This window comes from Flavobacterium pedocola (genome assembly GCF_053764385.1).
The window spans coordinates 378,464-399,584 of the sequence record NZ_JBSNCR010000001.1; the positions used below are offsets into that span (position 1 = coordinate 378,464).

Sequence of the window (21,121 nt, forward strand, 5' to 3'; positions counted from 1 at the left end):
AAGGATGTTATGCGAATATTTTCTGCGATAACTCAGTGGTACTGCTTTCGGTTTGGTTGATTTGAGCCGCACCCATTGCTGATAAAGCATTGGCAACCTGTTTGTCCAGCGTTTTTCTAGTTACGTTACCATTGGTAGCTCTTAATACCTTACAGAAATGATAGGTGAAATACCCGCGGGTCTGACCGTTGATGTTCCCTTCCATTGAAACCTGATTGTCTTTACAGCCTGCCCATAAAGTATGGTTCATGCCGGCTACCGGAACTAAGGCTTTGGTTATAGGGTCTGAAGAAGCTGTATTGCTTTTTTTCTTTTTTTTCGGCTGGATTTCATTCGCATGTGTGATGTAGAATTCATCGTCTAACATCGGCGGAATGAAACGTGCGGTTTCGTTTGCAAAATCACCGTCAAAACCTTCAAGGTTCAGTTTTCTGGTGCCTGTTCCTGAATGACAGCAGTCGAAAATTGCTTCCAGGTTGACACCTTCTGCCAGTTTGTCGAGGATTTTTTTGAAATCGTCATCACGGATCACACCGGCAGTGGCATAGTCATGAGGACAGATCGCTTCATCCAGGCCGTCAATTTCAAGATCTGTTCCGATATTTGCGACTCTGGTTCCATGGCCGGAATAGTAGAATACTAATGAATCTCCTCTTTTGGCATTGGTAACCAGTTTTCCCAAATAGGTTAGAATATTGGCTCTTGTCGCATTCTGATTGGTTAAAATCTTGATGTCCATTGGGCTGAAACCACACAACACCAAAGTATTGGCCATATCACGTGCGTCGTTGATGCATCCGTTTAAGTCTGGGCCTCCCTGTCCGATAGGAGCATAATCATTGATGCCCACTACAATTGCTTTTTTTGCCATTTTGTTTAGTTTTTAATGATTACTGATTAATGTTTTGCTCTTTGAATAGTTTGTTCTGAAGATTAAGTGCGATTGCTCCTAATACAACTTCAACAATTCCCAATATGCTTTGCAGATTATCACCGCAAACAATGCAGATTGGTTCCGGATGAGGCTTTCTTCCGATAATAATCATGATGCCTCCGATAATCATGATGATCACCATTAATACTCTTAAAAAAATACGATTGTTCATAGCTTTACTTTTTATTGGTTACTACTTATTTGTATGATTTTACTTTCTATTTTCGGCTGTTTTTAAGTAATGAAAAACTGAAGCGCAAATCATAAAAGTTCAACGATGTAAAATTCATATGATTTAAATTTCTGTGGTAGAGGAGATTACCGCATTTTCAAAAGGGATTTTTCACTAACAAAAAAGGGGGTTTTTCCCCTTGTAGGAATTTTTTTTAATTTTTAGCTTTGTTGATAATATTTAGATAAAAAGTCATGAAAAAAACAGAAGAAAAATCAATGGTTGTACCGACACAATTAATAAGTGTTGAAAGAGGGATTGAATTGAGCAGCAATTATTGTGTACAAAAAGGAAGCCTGCTCAAGACTGCTATGGGGAATGATGATGCTAACGCTGTTTGGTATTCTTTGGAAGAACTTGAAAATTACATTGCCTATATTAAATCGGAAGGGTTGAACAAAGGATATGTTGTAGACGGAATCCGTTTTTATCTTGGTCTTTATCCGGAAACAGATTTAGGGAACAAAGCTGGGCATACTACAATATTTTTAGCCCCGACAGGCGTTTCTGCCGAACTTAATATGATGGATTTGCAATTGATAAACAGGGAGGAGGGTTCATGTGACATTACAGAAATTGAACCACTTAATTTCGGGTCAATGGGGAATCCGCCAAAAGTGCAATACGGAGGATAAGAAATGTTGGAAAACATAAGATTCTATATTGTCTATTTAGCTTTGATGTCAGGTATTTGTGGCTTACTCTATTGGCGCAAATTGCCTGATACCAAAGCAAAGCTATTGTTGTTTTCCATCTGGTTTTCGGTTATTACGGAAATCGTTGGGAAGTATTTTACACAGTGGACAGGCTTATTGAATTATTATGTTTTTAATTTTTACATATTAGTCATATTTCCGATTTATATCTTATTGCTGAGAGCATTGCTTAAGAAAAAATCCTATCGGAATTTCGCAATGATTTCTTTAGCCATTTTCCTTATTATTTACCTGCTTAACTGCATTTTCTGGCAAAACGAACTCGGACAGATTTTTACAAACAGTTTTGCTGTAGGTGATATCATTATTATCCTGTTAAGTTGTTTTTACCTGATAGAGATTTTCAGTTCGGATTTAATACTCAATTACTATAAAACACTCTATTTCTGGTTCGTTCTCGGGATACTTATTTTTTACATTACCTTTTTACCGTTTATGTTATCATTAAACTGGTTTTTAATTGATTATAACCCATCGATTTACGACTTTGTATTATTTTTCTTAAATTTACTGATGAATAGTTGTTTTGTAATTGGATTTATATGGAGCGAGAGGAAATACAATTATTAGTCGTATCATTAAGTATAGTGCTGTTCACTTTACTGATGACCCTTATTGTCCTGTTCTTTTTTTTTCAGAAAAAGAAATCTAAATTTTTGATTGAAAAAATTGAATCCGAGCTACTCTTCCAGTCGGAACTTACCAAATCCAAAGTTGAAATTAAAGAGCAAACCTTAACCAATGTTAGCCGTGACCTTCATGATAATATCGGACAGATTCTTTCGGTGGCCCTGATGCAAATGAACATTTTGATTTCCAGTGAGGAAGATTGTTCAAAAGAAAGTCTGAAAGATATTAAAGAACTGATCAACAAATCATTAAGCGAGATAAGGATACTAACCAAGCTGATCAACGGTGATATCACCATCCGCTCCAATTTTATTGAATCGGTTTCGGAAGATTTGAACCGGATTTCAAAATTGAAAAAAATGCATTGTAATCTTGATATAAAAGGAGAAGTCCAAAAGATTGACAAAGAACACGAAACGATTATTTACCGCATTTTGCAGGAAGCCATTTCGAACATCCTGAAGCATTCGCAAAGTGAGTCCATACTTATGGAAATCCTTTTTAACCAAACAAATTGTGAGATTAAAATCATCGATTTAGGTAAAGGATTCGACTGTACTACCTGTTCGGCAGGTTCCGGAATTATTAATATGAAAAAAAGAGCTGAATTAATAGGAGCAATTTTATCGATTTCATCTGAACCAGGGAAAGGATCAAAACTCATTATTGATTACCCGATTAAACCGGCCTCTTAATTACCAAAACATGGAAAAAATTAAAGTTATCATAATAGACGATCATTTGCTGTTTTCCCAATCGTTATCGTATCTGTTGGGAAGCTTCAAGGAATTTGAAGTGGTCGGGAATTTCTCTAATGGTAAGGAATACGTGAGTGCTCAGTCGGAAATCAGTACTCTTCCGGACATCATCCTTTTAGATGTAAACATGCCCGTCATGGATGGTATGGAAACGATGAAATGGATTAAAGAAAATCATCCCAATCAGAAAGTATTGGCCTTATCGGTTAATGATGATGAAGACACGATCATGAAGATGATCACCAAAGGTGCGAAAGGCTATTTGCTGAAAGACACCCATCCCACTATTTTCAGGGAAGCGCTTTTGGAGGTATACAGCAAAGGGTTTTATTATACCGAAATGGTTTCCGAATGCCTAATCAATAAACTGGAGAACAACAGTAATAAAATAAGCCTGAAAGAACGTGAAGTCGAATTCATCAAACTGGCCTGCACGGAAAAGACCTATAAGGAAATCGCAGACGAAATGTGTTTAAGTCCTAAAACAGTCGACGGATACAGAGAAACACTTTTCCAGAAACTTGAAATCAAAACGAGAATCGGTTTGGTGCTTTATGCGATGAAAAATAAGATAGTCTGTGTTTAATCCACAGATTTCCAGATGACATCGTTAGGAACCGGGGCGATAATTTCCAGGGTTTCTTTGGTAACAGGATGTGTTAAAACCAATTTTCTGGCGTGCAGATGAATACCTCCGTCCTGATTACTTCGGTCGAAGCCATATTTCAAATCACCTTTGATTGGACATCCGATGGCTGATAACTGCGAACGGATCTGATGATGCCTTCCGGTATGCAGGAGAATTTCCAGCGCATAATAATTGTCCAGTTTCTTGATGATTTTGTAATCCAGACTGGCTTTTTTACTTTCCGGAACTTCTTTATTATGAGCTTTTGAAGTATTGTTTTTTGGATTTCGTTTTAAGAAATGAATCAGATTGTCTTCCGTTTTTGGTGGCTGATTTTTAACCACAGCCCAATAGGTTTTCTGGGTTTCGCGGTTTTTGAACAAATCGTTTAAACGCGTTAATGCTTTGGAAGTTCTTGCAAATACTACAATTCCTGTAGTGGGACGGTCAAGCCGATGTACAACGCCTAAAAAAACTTCTCCCGGTTTGTTGTATTTGTCTTTGATGTATTCTTTCACCACATCCGACAGCGGTTTATCACCGGTTTTATCACCCTGCACAATATCACCAACACGTTTGTTGACAATGATAATGTGATTGTCTTCGTGTAATACCTGAAGATTATCTTTGGTGGAAACGATTTTATTTTGCTCCGATTTCAATTTCAAAAAGGTTTAAATTTTCATCATTCTCGGTAATTACTTCTTTGAATTTGAACCCAAGTTTTTCAAGAAGTTTAATCGAACTGTAGTTGTCCAAATTGGTTATTGCGGATAATTTCGAATGCTTTTTAGTCAAAATATCCATAAAAGCTTTTGCGGCTTCGTAGGCGTAACCTTTTCCTTCAAATTCAGGGAGAAAGGCAAAACCGATATCCGGATGATCTAAAAAATCCCGTTTGATAATGGTAAAAAGGCCCATTTTAGCATTGCTTTCAGCAATAACAAAATATTCGATGTTTTCGGCTGCATTAATTTTATCGATATACAGATGAGCGTCTTCAATGGAATGGATGCTCCGGTCACCAATAAATCTTTTCCAGCCTTCCGTATTCAGGAGGTTGTATATAAAATCAGCATCATCCTGTACGAGCGCTTTTGAATAAAGTCTGTCAGTGTCGATTCTAATATTGTTCATTGGTATTAGGGAAATCCACGGATTTTACATCGGATACATATTGTCCGATGGCTTTAGACATATCTTCGTAAAGATTCATATAACGACGCAGGAAACGCGGGCTGAATTCATGTGTCATACCAATCATGTCATGCAATACCAGAACCTGGCCGTCAACACCGCTTCCGGCTCCAATCCCGATAACCGGAATGGAAATGCTTTCCGCCACTTTTTGCGCTAACGAAGCAGGGATTTTTTCTAAAACCAAAGCGAAACACCCAACTTTTTCAAGCATTTTAGCGTCTTCCAACAGTTTTTCAGCTTCGGCTTCTTCTTTGGCACGAACCGTATAAGTTCCGAATTTATAAATGGACTGAGGCGTTAAACCCAAGTGTCCCATCACCGGAATTCCGGCGTGTAAAATCTTCTTGATACTTTCTTTAATTTCTTTACCGCCTTCCAGTTTTACGGCATGTCCGCCACTTTCTTTCATTATTCGGATGGAAGAACGTAAGGCTTCACGAGGATCGGACTGATAAGAACCAAAAGGTAAATCAACAACAACCAACGCTCTTTCCGCAGCACGAACCACTGAAGAAGCATGATAAATCATCTGATCTAAAGTAATGGGTAAAGTAGTTTCATGTCCCGCCATTACGTTACTGGCAGAATCACCAACCAGAATTACATCCACACCGGCACTGTCAACAATTTTGGCCATCGTATAATCGTAAGCCGTCAGCATGGAGATTTTTTCTCCGTTTGCTTTCATTTCAATTAAGGATCTTGTGGTAATTCTTTTGTAATCTTTTTTAGCTACAGACATGATGTGTATTATTTAAAACGTAAAATTACTACAATTTCCAGAATAGCGTAACAATATTCCGATAAATAGTACTTATTGAATAAACCCTATATTATGAAAAAGCTCATCTTACTTTTAACCCTTTGTTTTGCAATCAGTTCACAAGCCCAAAAGGCGGAAGTGGAGAACACGGTGAAGACTTTTTTTGAAGGATTTCACGCTAAAGACACTTTGAAAATCAAATCGGTTTGTCATGAAAAGATGATTTTACAATCGATTATGGAAGGACAGAAGGGCAGCAAATTAGTCGATGAAAAAGCTTCGGAATTTTATAAATCCATAGCGACTTTTCCGGCAAATATGACTTTCGAAGAAAAAATTCTGAGTTATGCTGTACAGATCGACGGTAAAATGGCGCATGCCTGGACGCCTTATGAGTTTTATGTAAACGGGAAGTTGAGCCACTCCGGTGTAAATGCTTTTACTTTTTATAAAGATAATGATGTCTGGAAGATTATTCATTTGATTGACACCAGAAGGAAATCGGCTAAATAAATCTTTATAAAATCTTTATACTTCCGGTATTTCATCTTATAAAATACTTACAACTTATGGCTTAACTTTGTCTTGTAATTAAACTTCAAGAAAAGGTGAAAGCATTTATTGAAAATACACGGACAAAAAACCAGTATTTTTTTAGTTTTTTTTCGGTTTTACTGATTTCAGGATTATTCTTGTTTACCCGAGCGTATCTGGACTATACTGTAATTGGATATCTGTTGTTGGTATTGGTTTCAATTTTGGCTATTTTTCTGGATATCTACGCAGTACTATTAGCAGCGGTTTTAAGTGCGTTGATAATGGATTTTCTGTTTATCAAACCTTATTACACCTTACACGTTGAAACAGCCAAAGACGGTTTGTTACTGCTTCTTTTCTTTATCATTGCTCTAATAAACGCGGTGCTGACCTTCAAAATCCGAAAAGCGAATCAACTGGCCCATGCCAAAGAAGCCAAGCTGCAAACCATGAAACTTTACAATACCTTATTGGATTCATTATCACATGAGTTACGTACGCCTATTTCAACTATTATGGGAGCTGTGGGAACACTTCAGGGACAGCCGAAAATCTCTGAAGAAAACAGTGCGAAACTTTTAAATGAGATGGAGAAAGCTTCCCTGCGATTGAACCATCAAGTGGAAAACCTGCTTAATATGTCGCGATTGGAAACAGGCTATATCCAGCCGAAAATGGATTGGTGCGATGTAGAAGAGTTGGTTTACAATGTACTGGATCATCTTAAAGAAGAATTAACCCACCACAGAATAAAAGTCCAAACCCCGGATTATCTGCCATTGTTCAAACTGGATTATGGACTGACAGAGCAAATCATTTATAATCTGATATTTAATGCTTCACAATACACACCACAAGGCGCTTTGATTACGATAGGCGTGGAGTACAATCCGGATGTAAATATTGATGGCGATGATGAAAAAGTAATGACCTGTGTTCTTACCATTACCGATGACGGGGACGGTTTTCCGGAAGAAGAAATCCATAAGGCTTTTGATAAATTCTATCGTTTGAAAGATTCCAAAACAGGAGGAACCGGTTTAGGGCTTTCGATTGTAAAAGGTTTTGTCGAAGCTCAAAAAGGAATGGTTTCCGTAGCCAATAAAGAAGAAGGAACCGGAGCTGTTTTTACCGTTTCATTCCCTGCGGTTGTAATGCAAACTAATTCGATCAGCCATGAATAGTGCCACCATTTTAGTAATAGATGACGAAAGTCAAATCCGTAAATTATTGGAAATCACCCTTGATTCCAACGGATACAAAACGGTATTTGCTCCAAATGCGAAAGAAGGTTTGATGTTAGCGGCCAATCATCCGCCGGATCTTGTGATTCTGGATTTGGGATTACCTGATGATGACGGGCAGAACGTATTGGTTAAACTAAGGGAATGGTTTCAAAACCCGATCATAATTTTATCGGTTAAAAGTGCCGAAACGGAAATCGTGAAAGCACTGGATAACGGAGCCAACGATTATCTGACCAAACCTTTTCGAACCCAGGAATTATTGGCAAGAATAAGGGCAGCATTACGAAACTTATCGGCAACTTCAAACGAACCGTTGGTGAGCATAGACAATATCCAAATTGATTTTGCAGCCAGAATTGTGAAAGTTGATGATGAAATTTTAAAACTAACAGCGACGGAGTATACATTGCTTTCCCTTTTGATTAAAAACGAAGGAAGAGTACTGACGCATCAGCATATTTTAAAGGAGGTTTGGGGGCCAAGCTACATTGATCAAACTCAGTATTTAAGAGTTTTCATTGCACAACTCAGAAAGAAAATTGAGAAAGATCCGAACCGCCCGAAACACATTTTAACGGAATCAGGAATCGGTTATCGCTTTAACATCAGCTAATTAAATTTTACAATCAATCACTTTAGGATTATGAACAATTGCTTCATAGTCAGCCTTTTTATTGCCTTGTTTTTTCAGAACACAATCAACATAAATAATTACTAATCAAATATTTAAATCAAAATGAACACTCAAACTGTAAATAAAGTTACAGCCGCTTCACTGCTTGTCGCACTCGGTATCATTTATGGTGACATTGGGACGAGCCCTTTATATGTGATGAAGTCGATAATCGGCGACAGACCAATATCTGAATTATTAGTTTACGGCGGAATTTCCTGTGTTTTCTGGACGCTGACTTTTCAAACTACTTTCAAGTATATTTTCCTGACGCTTTCTGCGGATAACAATGGGGAAGGCGGTGTGTTTTCACTCTACGCTTTAGTAAAACGATTTGGTAAAGGAAAACTGGTGATACCGACAATTTTAGGAGCCACAACGCTTTTAGCGGATGGAATTATAACTCCGCCGATTTCAGTCGCCTCTGCCGTGGAAGGATTGGATGTGATTGTTCCGGGCATTCCGACGATTCCGATTGTCATAGGTATTCTTTCGGGTTTGTTTTTCTTTCAGCGCTTCGGAACACAGAAAGTCGGAAGCTTGTTCGGACCAGTAATGGTTGTCTGGTTTTCCATGCTTTTCGTGCTGGGTGTTTCACAAATTATTCACCATCCTGAAATTTTTAAAGCGTTAAATCCGGTTTATGCGTACCGTCTTTTAGTCGAATATCCGCATGGATTCTGGTTGTTGGGCGCGGTCTTTTTATGTACGACTGGTGCTGAAGCGTTATACTCCGATTTAGGCCACTGTGGTAGAAAAAACATCCGCATCACCTGGGGTTTTGTAAAAGTCTCATTGTTAGTGAATTATTTAGGACAGGCGGCTTGGTTAATGTCACAGGGGAATCCATCGTTGGGAACCCGAAATCCGTTTTTTGCCATCATGCCGGAATGGTTTCTGCTTTTTGGGATTATCATCGCTACGGCAGCTGCCATTATCGCATCACAAGCTTTGATCAGTGGTTCTTATACCTTAATTAACGAGGCTATTTCATTGAATTTCTGGCCGAGAGTAGCTTTGAAAAACCCAACAGAACTGAAAGGTCAGATTTACATTCCGTCCATCAACACGATATTGTGGATTGGTTGTGTCATGATGATCCTATACTTCAAAAATTCGGCACATATGGAAGCGGCTTACGGTTTTTCCATTACCATTGCCATGCTGATGACTACCTTCTTACTAGCTTATTATCTGATTTTCATCCGAAAAGTAAAAATAGGTTGGGTAGCACTGATGCTGTTTGTTTTCTCTGTGATTGAGGTTTCGTTTTTTGTGGCCAATGTGGTGAAAATCAAAGAACGATGGATGTTCCTGTTTTTTGAATTGTTCATTTTCATGGTGATGTATGTTTGGTATTATTCGCGTAAACTCAACAACAAATACCTGAAATTTGTCAATCTGGTGGAGCAAACCCCGATGCTGAATGAATTGAGCGAAGACGACAATATTCCGAAATATTCCACACACTTGATTTACCTGTCAAAAGCAGACAGAACCTATGAAATAGAAGAAAAAATCATTAAATCTATTTTTGCCAAAAAACCGAAAAGGGCTGATGTGTATTGGTTTTTACACATCAACAGAACGAATGAACCCTATACGCTTAATTATGAAGTAGTCGAAATTTTAGATGATAAAGTAATCAAGCTGATTCTTAATATCGGTTTCCGTATTCAGCCAAGAGTGGAATTGTATTTCAAGAAAATCGTGCAGGAACTGGTTGAGAGAAAAGAACTTAATCTTCATATTCGTCCTGATGGGTCTACAAAATACAATCCAAGCCCGGATTTCAAATTTGTAATCATCGAGAAATTCCTTTCTGTTGAAAACGAGTTTTCCATTAAACATGATTGGCTGCTCAAATCGTATTTTATCTTAAAAAGACTTTCTATTTCCGATGAAAAAGCTTTTGGTCTGGATAAGAGCGATGTAGCTATTGAAAATGTTCCAATGGTTTATCATCCTGTCGGAAATGTTGCTTTAGAACGAAAATCAAATTAGTTTTGCGCCATGAAAAAATTAACGTTACTTATTTTATTAGGATCATTCAGTGCATGGTCTCAGGAAAAAGCAGCTGATTCAACAGCGGTTTCACCCACAGTTAAAATTGATTTTTCGGGTTACATAGAAAGTTACTACACTTACGATTTCAATGAGCCGGAAAGCCCGTCAAGACAAAGTTTTTTTTACAATCACTCAAGGCATAACGAGTTTGCCGTAAATATGGCTTTATTGCGAGCGGCCGTTTCTTACGAGAATTTTTATGCCAAAATCGCGGTGCATGCCGGAACGTATGTATCGGATAATTACACTAATGAAGATGTGAAACTACTTAACGAGGCCTATTTGGGAGCTTATTTGGATAAAAGCCAGAAGTTAAGTCTTGATGCCGGTATTTTTACTTCACATATTGGTTTTGAAACCGCAACTTCTGCCAGCAACCTTACCTTGACGCGTTCGATTCTAGCTGAAAACTCACCATATTATTTAACCGGTGTCCGTTTGAATTACAAACCGAGTGAAAAATGGTTTTTTGCCGGGGTTTTATCTAACGGATGGCAGCGAATCAACAAACCAAACCGTAAAGCTTTGCCGGCGTTCGGAACACAGATTACGTATAAATCTTCTTTAAAGAGTACTTTAAACTGGAGTACGTTTGTTGGAGATGAACCAATCGGCGAGTTGTTACGAACGCGATATTTCAGTAATTTATATTGGGATTATCAGTGGACGGATAAATTGCGAACCATTTTAGGTTTCGATTACGGTTTACAAAAACGAATTTCCGGAGAAGATTATTCAAATTGGTACAGCCCGATTGTAATAGCGCAATATTCTTTGGCTGAAAAATGGCAATTGGCATATCGTGCCGAATACTATCAGGATAAGGAAAACGTAATGATTTCTTCAGACTACGGAAGTTTCAAAACACTTGGCAATTCATTAAACCTTGATTTTGTTCCGAATTCGAAAGTGAAATTCAGAACGGAAGCCCGTTGGCTGCATGCCCAAGACGAAGTTTTTCAAACGGAGTCCGGTTACTCAAAAGACAATTTCTTTGTGACCACTTCATTATCATTTGAATTCTAAAATAAAAAAAGGCTGTCGATTTCGACAGCCTTTTTTTATTTATGAAGCAATTAACAATCCGCTAAGTTAACGGCAATTGCCAGTCCGCCTTCGGAAGTTTCTTTGTATTTGTTGTTCATGTCTTTAGCAGTTTGCCACATCGTGTCTACTACTTTGTCTAAAGGTACTTTTGCGTTTTTAGGATCGGTTTCCAATGCTAATTCCGCTGCGTTGATGGCTTTGATGGCGCCCATTGTATTTCTTTCGATACATGGAATCTGTACCAATCCGCCAATCGGATCACAAGTCAATCCTAAATGGTGTTCCATGGCAATTTCTGCGGCCATTAAAACCTGTTCCGGAGTTCCGCCCATTACTTCACATAATGCCGCTGCTGCCATTGCAGATGATACTCCGATTTCGGCCTGACATCCACCCATAGCTGCCGAAATGGTAGCTCCTTTTTTGAAAATACTGCCAACTTCTCCGGCCACCATCAAAAATTGTTTGATGTGTTTTTCATCGGCTTCGTGGTTTTCGATTACCATATAGTACATTAAAACAGCAGGGATTACACCGGCGCTTCCGTTGGTTGGAGCAGTAACCACTCGGCCTAAAGAAGCATTTACTTCGTTAACGGCCAAAGCGAAACAGCTAACCCATTTTAAAATCTGACGGAATTTCACTTCGGTCTGACGGATGATCTGCAACCAGGAATGTGGGTTGTCGTAAGGTAAAACACCAATCAGGTTTTTGTGCATGTCATAAGCACGACGGCGTACGTGTAAACCACCCGGTAAAGTACCTTCGGTGTGACAGCCAATGTACATACATTCCAGCATCGTGTCCCAAATACGTAATAATTCGGAATGGATCACTTCTTCGGAACGCATCGATTTTTCGTTCTCGTAAACGATTTCGGAAATCTTCTTGTTTTCTTTCTGACAGAAGGCCAACAATTCTTCGGCTTTGTCTATCGGAAATGGAAACGCGCATTTTATTTCGTTGTTTTCTTTGGAATGGTTGGCATCTTCTTTAACAACGAATCCGCCGCCAATGGAGTAGAACGTAGAGCTGTATTCCTCAGTTTCAGTATAAATGGTAAACGTCAATCCGTTCGCATGGAAAGGAAGGAAGTTTTTATTGAAAACGATATCCGTTTCCGGATTAAAAGAAATGATGATTTCATTGCCCAGGAAGATTTCCTTTTTGTTGTTGATAGCCGAAATGATCACGTCGATGCTTTCCACCGGAATATACTCGGGATCGGCACCGCTTAAGCCCAGCATTACCGCTAAATCTGTAGCGTGACCGCGGCCTGTCAGTGAAAGGGAACCGTAAAGATCAACTTTAATTCTATTGATATTGTCAATAAGATTACGCTCTCGGATTTCAGCAAGAAACTGTTCGGCTGCTCTCCATGGGCCAAGGGTGTGGGAACTTGAAGGCCCGACACCGATTTTAAGCATATCAAAAACGGAAATGCATTCCATAGTGTTAAGTTTTGATTTGGTTTGTTTAACACAAAGATACTTGTATAATTTGAGAGTTCATAAACCTTTGTTTTTTTTATAACAAGCTTATAATCACCTGTTAAATTAATGTAATGATTTTTAAAAGCTATATTATAAATAAAATTCTGATAATCAGATATTTAGATTTAACTTTGTAAGTTCAAAACAATATATGGCAGCAGATGAAAAACTATGATCTTTCAAACAAATTCGAACTTGTGTGAATAGCATTCATTGCCTCTACAGATGATTTTCTTGCAAGTACTAGAATTTTAAAAACTGAAAATGGAAACAGTAATTAAAAATTTTAAAACTTTAAGAAAATGAAAATACAATTACTACGAACAATCCCTTGTATTATCGGAATCTTTTCATTCATAGTCGTACATGCGCAACAGTCAGGCACTTTAGATTCCAGCTTTGGTAATGGTGGAAAAGTAATTACTGATATTGGAATTGTAAATGGAAGTGGAACTGGAAATGATCACGCCTGGTCTGTAGCTATTCAAAACGACGGAAAAATTGTGGTGGCAGGACATACCCATAATACCTCAATGTATGATTTTGCCGTAGTGAGGTATAACAATGATGGAAGTTTAGATACTACTTTTGATGATGATGGAAAAGTAACTACAGACTTTGGTTTAAATGATTATGCCTATTCCGTAGCCATTCAAAACAATGGTAAAATTGTAGTGGCAGGAGATGTGGAACATTCAGAATTTCCTTTTCCTGTTCAGCATAAGTTTGGTTTGTCCCGCTACAACAGTGATGGGAGTTTGGACAGTACCTTCGGCACCGATGGAAAAGTAATAACCAGGGTTAGTGGTTCGGGAGCTTGCTATGGCCGTTCAGTGGCAATCCAAAGCGACGGCAAAATAGTGGTTGCCGGAAATAGTGCGTATGTATCTCACATAGATTTCGCTTTAGTTCGTTACAACAGCGATGGTAGTTTGGATACTACTTTTGGATCGAATGGAGAAGTAACAACTAATATACCGGGATATGGTTTATTCTCAATGGTTATCCAAAAAAATGATGGTAAAATTCTGGTTTCAGGAGGAGACTTTACTTTAGCCCGGTATAACAGTGATGGAAGCCTGGATACTACATTCGACTCCGATGGCATTGCAACTGTTAGCGACTTTGGGGGCCCTGATAACAGTGGTGCAGGCAATCTATTGACTATTCAAAACGATGGTAAAATTGTGTCTGTGGGAGGTTATAATGATGGTTTTGCTTTAGTACGGTTTAACTCCGACGGTACTTTAGATACTAGCTTTGATTTCGACGGAAAAGTAATTACCGAAATTGGAGTTTATACTGATGTTGCCCGTTCAGTAGCCATCCATCAAGATGGCAGAATTATTGTTGCAGGAAGAAGTGGAAACGGATTAAACTATGATTTTGCAGTTGCCTGTTACAACAATGACGGTAGTTTAGATACTACCTTTGGTACCGGAGGGAAAGTAACAACATCATTCGGGGGGTATGAAGAATACGGCAATTCAGTAGCTATACAAAGCGATGGTAAAGTCGTGGTGGCAGGATTGGTAAGTGACGGTTCTTTTACAGATTTTGCCCTAGCGCGCTATAATGCGGTGACGCTTGGTGTTGGTGATAATGCTTTGGCAAACAATACATTAAAAGTGTATCCAAATCCATTTTCAGGCACAGCCACAGTCTCTTTTTCTCTTAATGAATCTGAGAAAGTTTCGCTAAAGATTTTTGATTTAAACGGCAGATCAATTAAAAGCATCTCAGAAAATTTCTTAGCGGCAGGAAGTCATTCCTTCACATTTGACGGAGAACAATTAAACTCAGGTATTTATTTGCTGCAACTAAAAGGTGAAAGTTTTTCCAAAACTGAAAAATTGGTTTTTGCGAAATAACTTTAAAACGGAATAATAGAAGCTGTTGTTAAAAATTTTTAGAACTGGAAAAAATGAAAATGCAATTACTAAGATTTCTTTCCATTGGTGTCGGGCTGTTTTCATTCGGTGTTGCCGATGCGCAGCAGCCCGGTTCTTTAGATATTGGTTTTGGCAACGGAGGGAAAGTAATTACGAATGTTGAAAGTTATTATAATCGTTTTCGGTCTTTTGCTCAATCAGTAGCCGTTCAAAGCGATGGAAAAATCGTGGTGGTGGGAGTTGCTGAAAACAGACTACATACTGATGATTTTGCTTTGGCGCGCTATAATAATAATGGTAGTTTGGATGCTACCTTTGGTTCTGATGGAAAAGTAACAACTTCTTTCATTGGTTCTTATAGTGTTGGTCAATCAATAGCTATACAAGGCGATGGTAAAATTGTGGTGGCGGGATATAGTAGCAATGGCTCTTATGATGCTGATTTTGCTATGGCGCGCTATAATAACGATGGCAGTTTGGATACTACCTTTGGTATCGGCGGAAAAGTAACTACAGATTTCGGAAATAGTGATGATATTGGTTATTCAGTAGCCATTCAAAGCGATGGCAAAATTTTAGTAGCGGGAGTGAGCGACGATGACCCAACTACTAATACTCATGATGATTTTGCTTTAGTGCGCTACAACAGCAATGGTAGTTTAGATACTACCTTTGGCTCCGGCGGAAAAGTAAAAACACCTATTGGAGATAATAATGATGTTGGCCAATCCATAGCTATTCGGAATGATGGGAGAATTGTAGTAGCCGGATACTCTAGATATGTTGGTTTATTTGGCTTCTACAACAATGATTTTGCTTTAGTGTGCTATAACACTGATGGCAGTTTGGATGCTAGCTTTGGATCTGGTGGAAAAGTAATTACGGCTATCGGAAGTGATCACGATTATGGTCATTCAGTAGTGATTCAAAACGATGGCAAAATTGTAGTAACGGGAGTGAGCGACAATGATCCGGCTATTAATAATACTCACGATGATTTTGCTTTAGTACGCTATAACAGCAATGGTAGTTTGGATACTACTTTTTCCTCCGATGGAATAGTAACCACTGATTTTGGTAATTCTGATGATGACTGTAAGTCAGTGGCGCTACAAAACGATGGTAAAATAGTGGTAGCCGGATATACAAGCATTGGTCTTGCTTTAGCACGTTACAATAGCAATGGAAGTTTGGATAACACTTTTAGCTCCGATGGAAAAGTAATTTCTTCTAGTAGTAATGGTAATTCAGTGGTCGTTCAGAATGATGGAAAAGTGGTCGTAGTGGGAAGTGCCTACACTGATAATAGCCCTGATTTTGCATTAGTGCGCTACAATAGCAATGGCAATTTGGATACTACCTTCGACACCGACGGTATCGTAATTACCCCTTTTATTTTTCTGGTAAGTGTTAATGATTTTGCTCAATCCATAGCCATACAAAGCGATGGGAAAATTGTAGTGGCGGGATATAGTGATTTTACCGACAATCACAATTTATCTAACAATGATATTGTTTTAGCCCGTTACGACAGTAATGGTAATCTGGATGCCACCTTTGGTTCCGGAGGAAAAGTAATTACCGGTTTTGGAAGTGGAAGAGATATTGCTCAATCAATGGCCATACAAAATGATGGCAAAATTATAGTGGCGGGACACAGCGATGGTGATTTTGCTTTGTGGCGCTACAATAACAACGGTAGTTTGGACACTACTTTTGGCTCCGGTGGAAAAGTAACTACATCCGTTGGAATTTATGATGATGCCGGTAAATCGGTAGCCATTCAAAGCGATGGGAAAATTATAATCGCGGGGAATAGCAGACGTGACAGTGGTACCGATTTTGCATTAGTACGCTATAATAACGACGGTAGTTTGGATACTACCTTTGGCTCCGGTGGAAAAGTAACTACTAATTTCAACTATTTTAACACTTCTGGTGAATCAGTAGCTATTCAAAGCGATGGTAAAAATGTAGTAGCGGGTTATCATGCGCCCGACTTTAACTTTGGCTATGATTTTGCTTTAGCACGCTACAATAGTGATGGTAGCCTGGATACGACTTTTGACACCGATGGAAAAGTTGTTACGGATTTTGGAAGTGAAATGGATCATGCCTATTCCGTCTTTATCCAGATTGATGGTAAAATTGTAGTGAAAGGAAATGCATCCGAAAATGTTGTTTTAGTCCGCTACAATAGTAATGGCAGTTTTGATGCGACCTTTGGCTCTGGTGGAAAAGTAAATATCGGTTTGATAAGTTTTAATTCGCCTATGTTTTCAGATTATTCTGATAAATCTGTTTTCGTTCAAAGTAATGGTAAAATTGTCGCAGTGGGATCAATTCGGGACACCTCTAGCTCTGATACTAACATTGATTTTGGTTTAGTACGCTGCAACAGCAATGGCAGTTTGAATACTACCTTTGGTTCCGGCGGAAAAGTAACTACGGATATGGGAGGTGTTTTTGATTACGGTCAATCAGCGGCCATCCAAAACGATGGTAAAATTGTAGTGGCTGGAGTTAGTTCTAATGGCTTTGAATTTGATTTTGCTTTAGCACGGTATAATGGGGATGAAACACTTGGTATTGACGAAAATAGTTTTGTAAACAACACTATAAAAGTATATCCGAATCCATTTTCAGGCACAGCCACCGTTTCTTTTACTCTTAATGAATCTGAGAAAGTTTCGTTGAGGATTTTTGATTTGAACGGAAGAGTAGTTAAAAATATCTCAGAAAATGTCTTAGCGGCAGGTAGTCATTTGATCACATTTGACGGAGAACAATTAAATTCAGGTATTTATTTGCTGCAATTAAAAGGTCAAAGTTTTTCCAATACCCAAAAAATGGTCAACACTAAATAATTTGTTTGCAATTCCTTAGTTTATTTTTCAGAATGCGATTTCTTCATTTGACTGAAAACTGTATTTTTGATATATCAATCAAAAAACATGAAAAATCTTTTTTTAGCAGTTCTGACAGTACTTTCGTTTTCAACAGTTGGTTTCTCTCAATCACAGCGCGAGTTGTATAATCAGAGCACAGAAGCGTACAAAGCGAAAAACTATCCGCAATTTTTAAAGCTTACGCAGAAGTTAGACAGTCTCTTTCCGTTGCATCCAACGTTCACTTATAATCTGGTACGCGGTTATTCACTAAACAATGAAAAAGAAAAAGCGATTTCTTGTTTGCAAAAATTTGTACTTATGGATAGTAAGTCAGACATCCTTTATGAGGAGGATTTTCAGAATATTTATAAGACCATTGAATTTCGAGAAATTGAAGAATTGAAAGATAAATTAAACCTAAGGGTTTTAAATTCTCAAAAAGTTATTTCATTAAGCGAAAAGGACTTACATCCGGAGGGGCTTATTTATCTTGAAAAACAAAAAGTTTGGCTCGCTTCAAGTATTCGAAAAAAGAAAATCGTCTCTTTTGATATGAAAACCGGGCAATGCTCGGATTGGTTTACAGATAGTAATCTTTCTGTTTTTGCAATGAAAATCGATAACACTGAAAACTTTATTTGGATAGCTACCGGCGCAATGAGAGAAATGATTGGTTTTGCAAATGAAATGGCCGGAGAATCTGAGATTTTGAAGATTGATTTGACAACACGTAAAATAGTGAAGCGTTTTCCGATAGGAGGTAACCATATTTTTGGTGATTTGACAATAGATAATCAGGGGAATGTTTATGTTTCTGATAGTGGTGATGCGGTCATTTATAGGATATCTAATGATGTAATGTCGGTTTGGTTGGATTTAAAAAAGGAAGCTTTTAATTTACAGGGAATTACATTAAATCTTAACAACTCAAAGCTTTTTATATCAGATTATCGAAAAGGAATTTTGGTTATTGATGTTAAAAATCCTGAAAAAAGACATTGGTTAAATTTTCCAGACGATGCCACACCAAAAGGAATTGACGGATTGGTTTTTTACGAGAACTCACTTTTTGCCATCCATAACGGCGTGAATCCGATGCGTGTCATACAGTATAATTTAAAAAGAAATCAAAATAGTATTTCAGAGTTTAGGGTAATTGACAATAATCGACCGGAATTTAACGAACCCGCTCTGGCTACGATTAGTAAGGATAAACTTTATTTCTTCGGTAATTCACCTTGGTCGGCCTACGATAAAAACTTTCAGCTTGACAGTACTAAGTTTGAAGCGCCGGTTTTGTACCAATATGACATTAAAAAGTAATTTAAAAATGTCATCCTGTCAGTATTTTCAAAAGTGACTTTAATTAAATCTGACAATTTTCATTTTTTTTCTCCTTGGCATAATACTTGTCTTTTCTGAAAGCGTGTCAAAAACACTGCTCACTCGTAGAGGAGTAATCAAAACGAACAATAAAGGAGATTTATATTATGAGTAAAATTATTGGTATCGACTTAGGAACAACCAACTCTTGTGTATCCGTAATGGAAGGTGGAGAACCGGTTGTAATTGCTAATGCCGAAGGAAAAAGAACAACACCATCTGTAATCGCATTTGTGGAAGGTGGAGAAATTAAAGTAGGGGATCCTGCCAAACGTCAGGCGGTGACAAATCCTACGAAGACTATTGCTTCTATCAAACGTTTTATGGGTAACAAATACACCGAAAGCGCAAAAGAAGCATCAACTGTAGCTTATAAAGTGGTTAAAGGAGACAACGACACGCCACGTGTTGACATCGACGGAAGACTTTACACGCCGCAGGAATTATCAGCAATGACACTTCAGAAAATGAAGAAAACTGCTGAAGATTATTTAGGAACAACAGTTACCGAAGCAGTTATCACTGTTCCGGCCTATTTTAACGATGCACAACGTCAGGCTACAAAAGAGGCTGGTGAAATTGCAGGTTTAAAAGTTAGAAGAATCATCAACGAACCTACTGCTGCTGCGTTAGCGTACGGTTTGGATAAATTAGGACACGATCATAAAATCGCGGTTTACGATTTAGGTGGTGGTACTTTCGATATCTCTATCTTAGAATTAGGAGACGGAGTTTTTGAAGTATTATCAACAAACGGAGATACGCACTTAGGTGGAGACGATTTCGACCAGGTAATCATTGATTGGTTGGCTAACGAATTCAATGCTGCTGAAGGTGTAGATTTACGTAAAGACCCAATGGCATTACAACGTTTGAAAGAAGCTGCTGAAAAAGCAAAAATCGAGTTGTCATCTTCAGCACAGACAGAAATCAACTTGCCATATGTTACCGCTACGGCTTCAGGACCGAAACACTTAGTAGTTACTTTAACTCGTGCGAAATTCGAGCAATTGGCTGACACTTTGGTAAAACGTTCTATGGATCCGGTTGCTAAAGCGTTGAAAGATGCAGGTTTATCAACTTCAGATATCGATGAGGTTATCTTAGTTGGAGGTTCTACACGTATCCCTGTAATTCAGGAGCAAGTAGAGAAATTCTTCGGTAAAAAACCATCAAAAGGAGTAAATCCTGATGAAGTTGTGGCAATCGGTGCTGCTATTCAAGGTGGCGTTTTGACAGGAGATGTAAAAGACGTATTATTATTAGACGTTACACCACTTTCTTTAGGTATTGAAACTATGGGAAGCGTAATGACAAAATTAATCGAGTCAAATACAACGATTCCAACTAAAAAATCACAAGTATTCTCAACAGCGGCAGACAATCAGCCATCTGTGGAAATCCACGTGTTACAAGGTGAGCGTCCAATGGCAAACGACAACAAAACAATCGGTCGTTTCCACTTAGACGGAATTCCGCCAGCGCCAAGAGGAGTACCTCAAATCGAAGTTATTTTCGACATCGACGCGAACGGTATCATCCATGTAACGGCTGTTGATAAAGGAACCGGTAAATCACACGATATCCGTATCGAGGCTTCTTCAGGATTGACTCAGGAAGAAATCGAAAGAATGCGTAAAGAAGCAGAATTGAATGCTGAAGCGGACAAAGCTGCTAAAGAGAAAGTTGATAAATTAAACGAGGCTGACAGCATGATTTTCCAAACGGAAAAACAACTTTCAGAGTTCGGAGATAAATTATCAGAAGGAAACAAATCAAACATTCAAGCTGCTTTAGACGAGTTGAAAGCTGCCTACGAAACTAAAGATGTAGACACAGTTCAACCGGCATTGGATAAAATCAACGAAGCGTGGAAAAATGCTTCTGAGGAATTATACAAAGCTCAGGCAGAAGGTCAGACTCATGAGGCACAACCACAAAATGATGCTAACGGAGACCAGACTCAGGATGTAGATTTCGAAGAAGTGAAATAAGCTTTTGAGTTTATATGAAGAAAAACCGGGAATGTA

The 21,121-nt window shown here is 38.3% G+C and carries 18 protein-coding genes; 12 read left to right on the plus strand and 6 right to left on the minus strand.

Features of this window, described 5'->3' with window-relative positions:
• Nucleotides 1–7 precede the first annotated feature (7 nt).
• The gene (locus ACWPKD_RS01800; RefSeq protein ID WP_455410965.1) at nt 8–871 is read right to left on the minus strand and encodes a caspase family protein; all 864 of its coding nucleotides are present in this window, start codon (nt 869–871) and stop codon (nt 8–10) included.
• A gap of 19 nt (nt 872–890) precedes the next feature.
• Nucleotides 891–1,106, minus strand: coding sequence for a hypothetical protein (locus ACWPKD_RS01805; protein ID WP_455410966.1), 216 nt, complete (start codon nt 1,104–1,106; stop codon nt 891–893).
• A 254-nt stretch (nt 1,107–1,360) separates the two neighbouring features.
• On the opposite strand from ACWPKD_RS01805, the gene ACWPKD_RS01810 reads away from it, so the two are divergent.
• From ACWPKD_RS01810 to ACWPKD_RS01820, 3 genes are all read left to right on the plus strand, one after another.
• A complete protein-coding gene (locus ACWPKD_RS01810; RefSeq protein ID WP_455410967.1) occupies nt 1,361–1,801 on the plus strand; it encodes a hypothetical protein in 441 nt (146 codons plus the stop codon).
• Between the two features lie 737 nt (nt 1,802–2,538).
• Nucleotides 2,539–3,207 (plus strand): sensor histidine kinase, encoded by a 669-nt coding sequence (locus ACWPKD_RS01815; protein WP_455410968.1) that lies wholly within the window; start codon nt 2,539–2,541, stop codon nt 3,205–3,207.
• A gap of 10 nt (nt 3,208–3,217) precedes the next feature.
• Nucleotides 3,218–3,856 (plus strand): response regulator, encoded by a 639-nt coding sequence (locus ACWPKD_RS01820; protein ID WP_455410969.1) that lies wholly within the window; start codon nt 3,218–3,220, stop codon nt 3,854–3,856.
• Here ACWPKD_RS01820 and ACWPKD_RS01825 read toward each other — a convergent pair.
• From ACWPKD_RS01825 to panB, 3 genes are read right to left on the minus strand one after another with little or no spacing between them, the layout of a single operon-like run.
• Nucleotides 3,853–4,566, minus strand: coding sequence for an RluA family pseudouridine synthase (locus ACWPKD_RS01825; RefSeq protein ID WP_455410970.1), 714 nt, complete (start codon nt 4,564–4,566; stop codon nt 3,853–3,855). The two genes, ACWPKD_RS01820 and ACWPKD_RS01825, sit on opposite strands and share 4 nt — an antisense overlap.
• Complete coding sequence (locus ACWPKD_RS01830; protein WP_455410971.1) at nt 4,541–5,035, minus strand: GNAT family N-acetyltransferase; 495 nt, start codon at nt 5,033–5,035, stop codon at nt 4,541–4,543. The genes ACWPKD_RS01825 and ACWPKD_RS01830 overlap by 26 nt, the downstream gene beginning before the upstream one ends.
• Entirely contained in the window at nt 5,022–5,840 is an 819-nt protein-coding gene (gene panB / locus ACWPKD_RS01835) for a 3-methyl-2-oxobutanoate hydroxymethyltransferase (protein WP_455410972.1), read from the minus strand. The genes ACWPKD_RS01830 and panB overlap by 14 nt, the downstream gene beginning before the upstream one ends.
• Before the next feature lie 93 nt (nt 5,841–5,933).
• Between panB and ACWPKD_RS01840 the strand changes: the two genes are divergently transcribed.
• The 5 genes from ACWPKD_RS01840 to ACWPKD_RS01860 all read left to right on the plus strand — a co-directional run bounded on the left by ACWPKD_RS01840 (nt 5,934) and on the right by ACWPKD_RS01860 (nt 11,411).
• On the plus strand, nt 5,934–6,374 hold the full coding sequence (locus ACWPKD_RS01840) for a nuclear transport factor 2 family protein (RefSeq protein ID WP_455410973.1): 441 nt from the start codon (nt 5,934–5,936) through the stop codon (nt 6,372–6,374).
• Nucleotides 6,375–6,469: 95 nt separating this feature from the next.
• Nucleotides 6,470–7,582, plus strand: a complete 1,113-nt coding sequence (locus ACWPKD_RS01845; RefSeq protein WP_455410974.1) for a sensor histidine kinase — start codon at nt 6,470–6,472, stop codon at nt 7,580–7,582.
• Complete coding sequence (locus tag ACWPKD_RS01850) at nt 7,575–8,258, plus strand: response regulator (RefSeq protein WP_455410975.1); 684 nt, start codon at nt 7,575–7,577, stop codon at nt 8,256–8,258. The genes ACWPKD_RS01845 and ACWPKD_RS01850 overlap by 8 nt, the downstream gene beginning before the upstream one ends.
• A gap of 123 nt (nt 8,259–8,381) precedes the next feature.
• Nucleotides 8,382–10,322 (plus strand): KUP/HAK/KT family potassium transporter, encoded by a 1,941-nt coding sequence (locus tag ACWPKD_RS01855; protein WP_455410976.1) that lies wholly within the window; start codon nt 8,382–8,384, stop codon nt 10,320–10,322.
• Nucleotides 10,323–10,331: 9 nt separating this feature from the next.
• On the plus strand, nt 10,332–11,411 hold the full coding sequence (locus tag ACWPKD_RS01860; RefSeq protein ID WP_455410977.1) for a porin: 1,080 nt from the start codon (nt 10,332–10,334) through the stop codon (nt 11,409–11,411).
• Between the two features lie 50 nt (nt 11,412–11,461).
• On the opposite strand, the gene ACWPKD_RS01865 is transcribed toward ACWPKD_RS01860, so the two are convergent.
• Nucleotides 11,462–12,883 (minus strand): L-serine ammonia-lyase, encoded by a 1,422-nt coding sequence (locus ACWPKD_RS01865; RefSeq protein ID WP_455410978.1) that lies wholly within the window; start codon nt 12,881–12,883, stop codon nt 11,462–11,464.
• 344 nt (nt 12,884–13,227) lie between these two features.
• Here ACWPKD_RS01865 and ACWPKD_RS01870 point away from each other — a divergent pair, with 344 nt between their 5' ends.
• The 4 genes from ACWPKD_RS01870 (at nt 13,228) to dnaK (ending at nt 21,085) form a co-directional block, all read left to right on the plus strand.
• Nucleotides 13,228–14,796: a T9SS type A sorting domain-containing protein gene (locus tag ACWPKD_RS01870; protein WP_455410979.1), complete on the plus strand. Its 1,569-nt coding sequence runs from the start codon at nt 13,228–13,230 to the stop codon at nt 14,794–14,796.
• Between the two features lie 59 nt (nt 14,797–14,855).
• On the plus strand, nt 14,856–17,684 hold the full coding sequence (locus ACWPKD_RS01875) for a T9SS type A sorting domain-containing protein (RefSeq protein WP_455410980.1): 2,829 nt from the start codon (nt 14,856–14,858) through the stop codon (nt 17,682–17,684).
• 87 nt (nt 17,685–17,771) lie between these two features.
• On the plus strand, nt 17,772–19,031 hold the full coding sequence (locus ACWPKD_RS01880) for a hypothetical protein (RefSeq protein ID WP_455410981.1): 1,260 nt from the start codon (nt 17,772–17,774) through the stop codon (nt 19,029–19,031).
• Between the two features lie 167 nt (nt 19,032–19,198).
• Nucleotides 19,199–21,085 (plus strand): molecular chaperone DnaK, encoded by a 1,887-nt coding sequence (gene dnaK / locus ACWPKD_RS01885; protein WP_455410982.1) that lies wholly within the window; start codon nt 19,199–19,201, stop codon nt 21,083–21,085.
• Nucleotides 21,086–21,121: the final 36 nt, after the last annotated feature.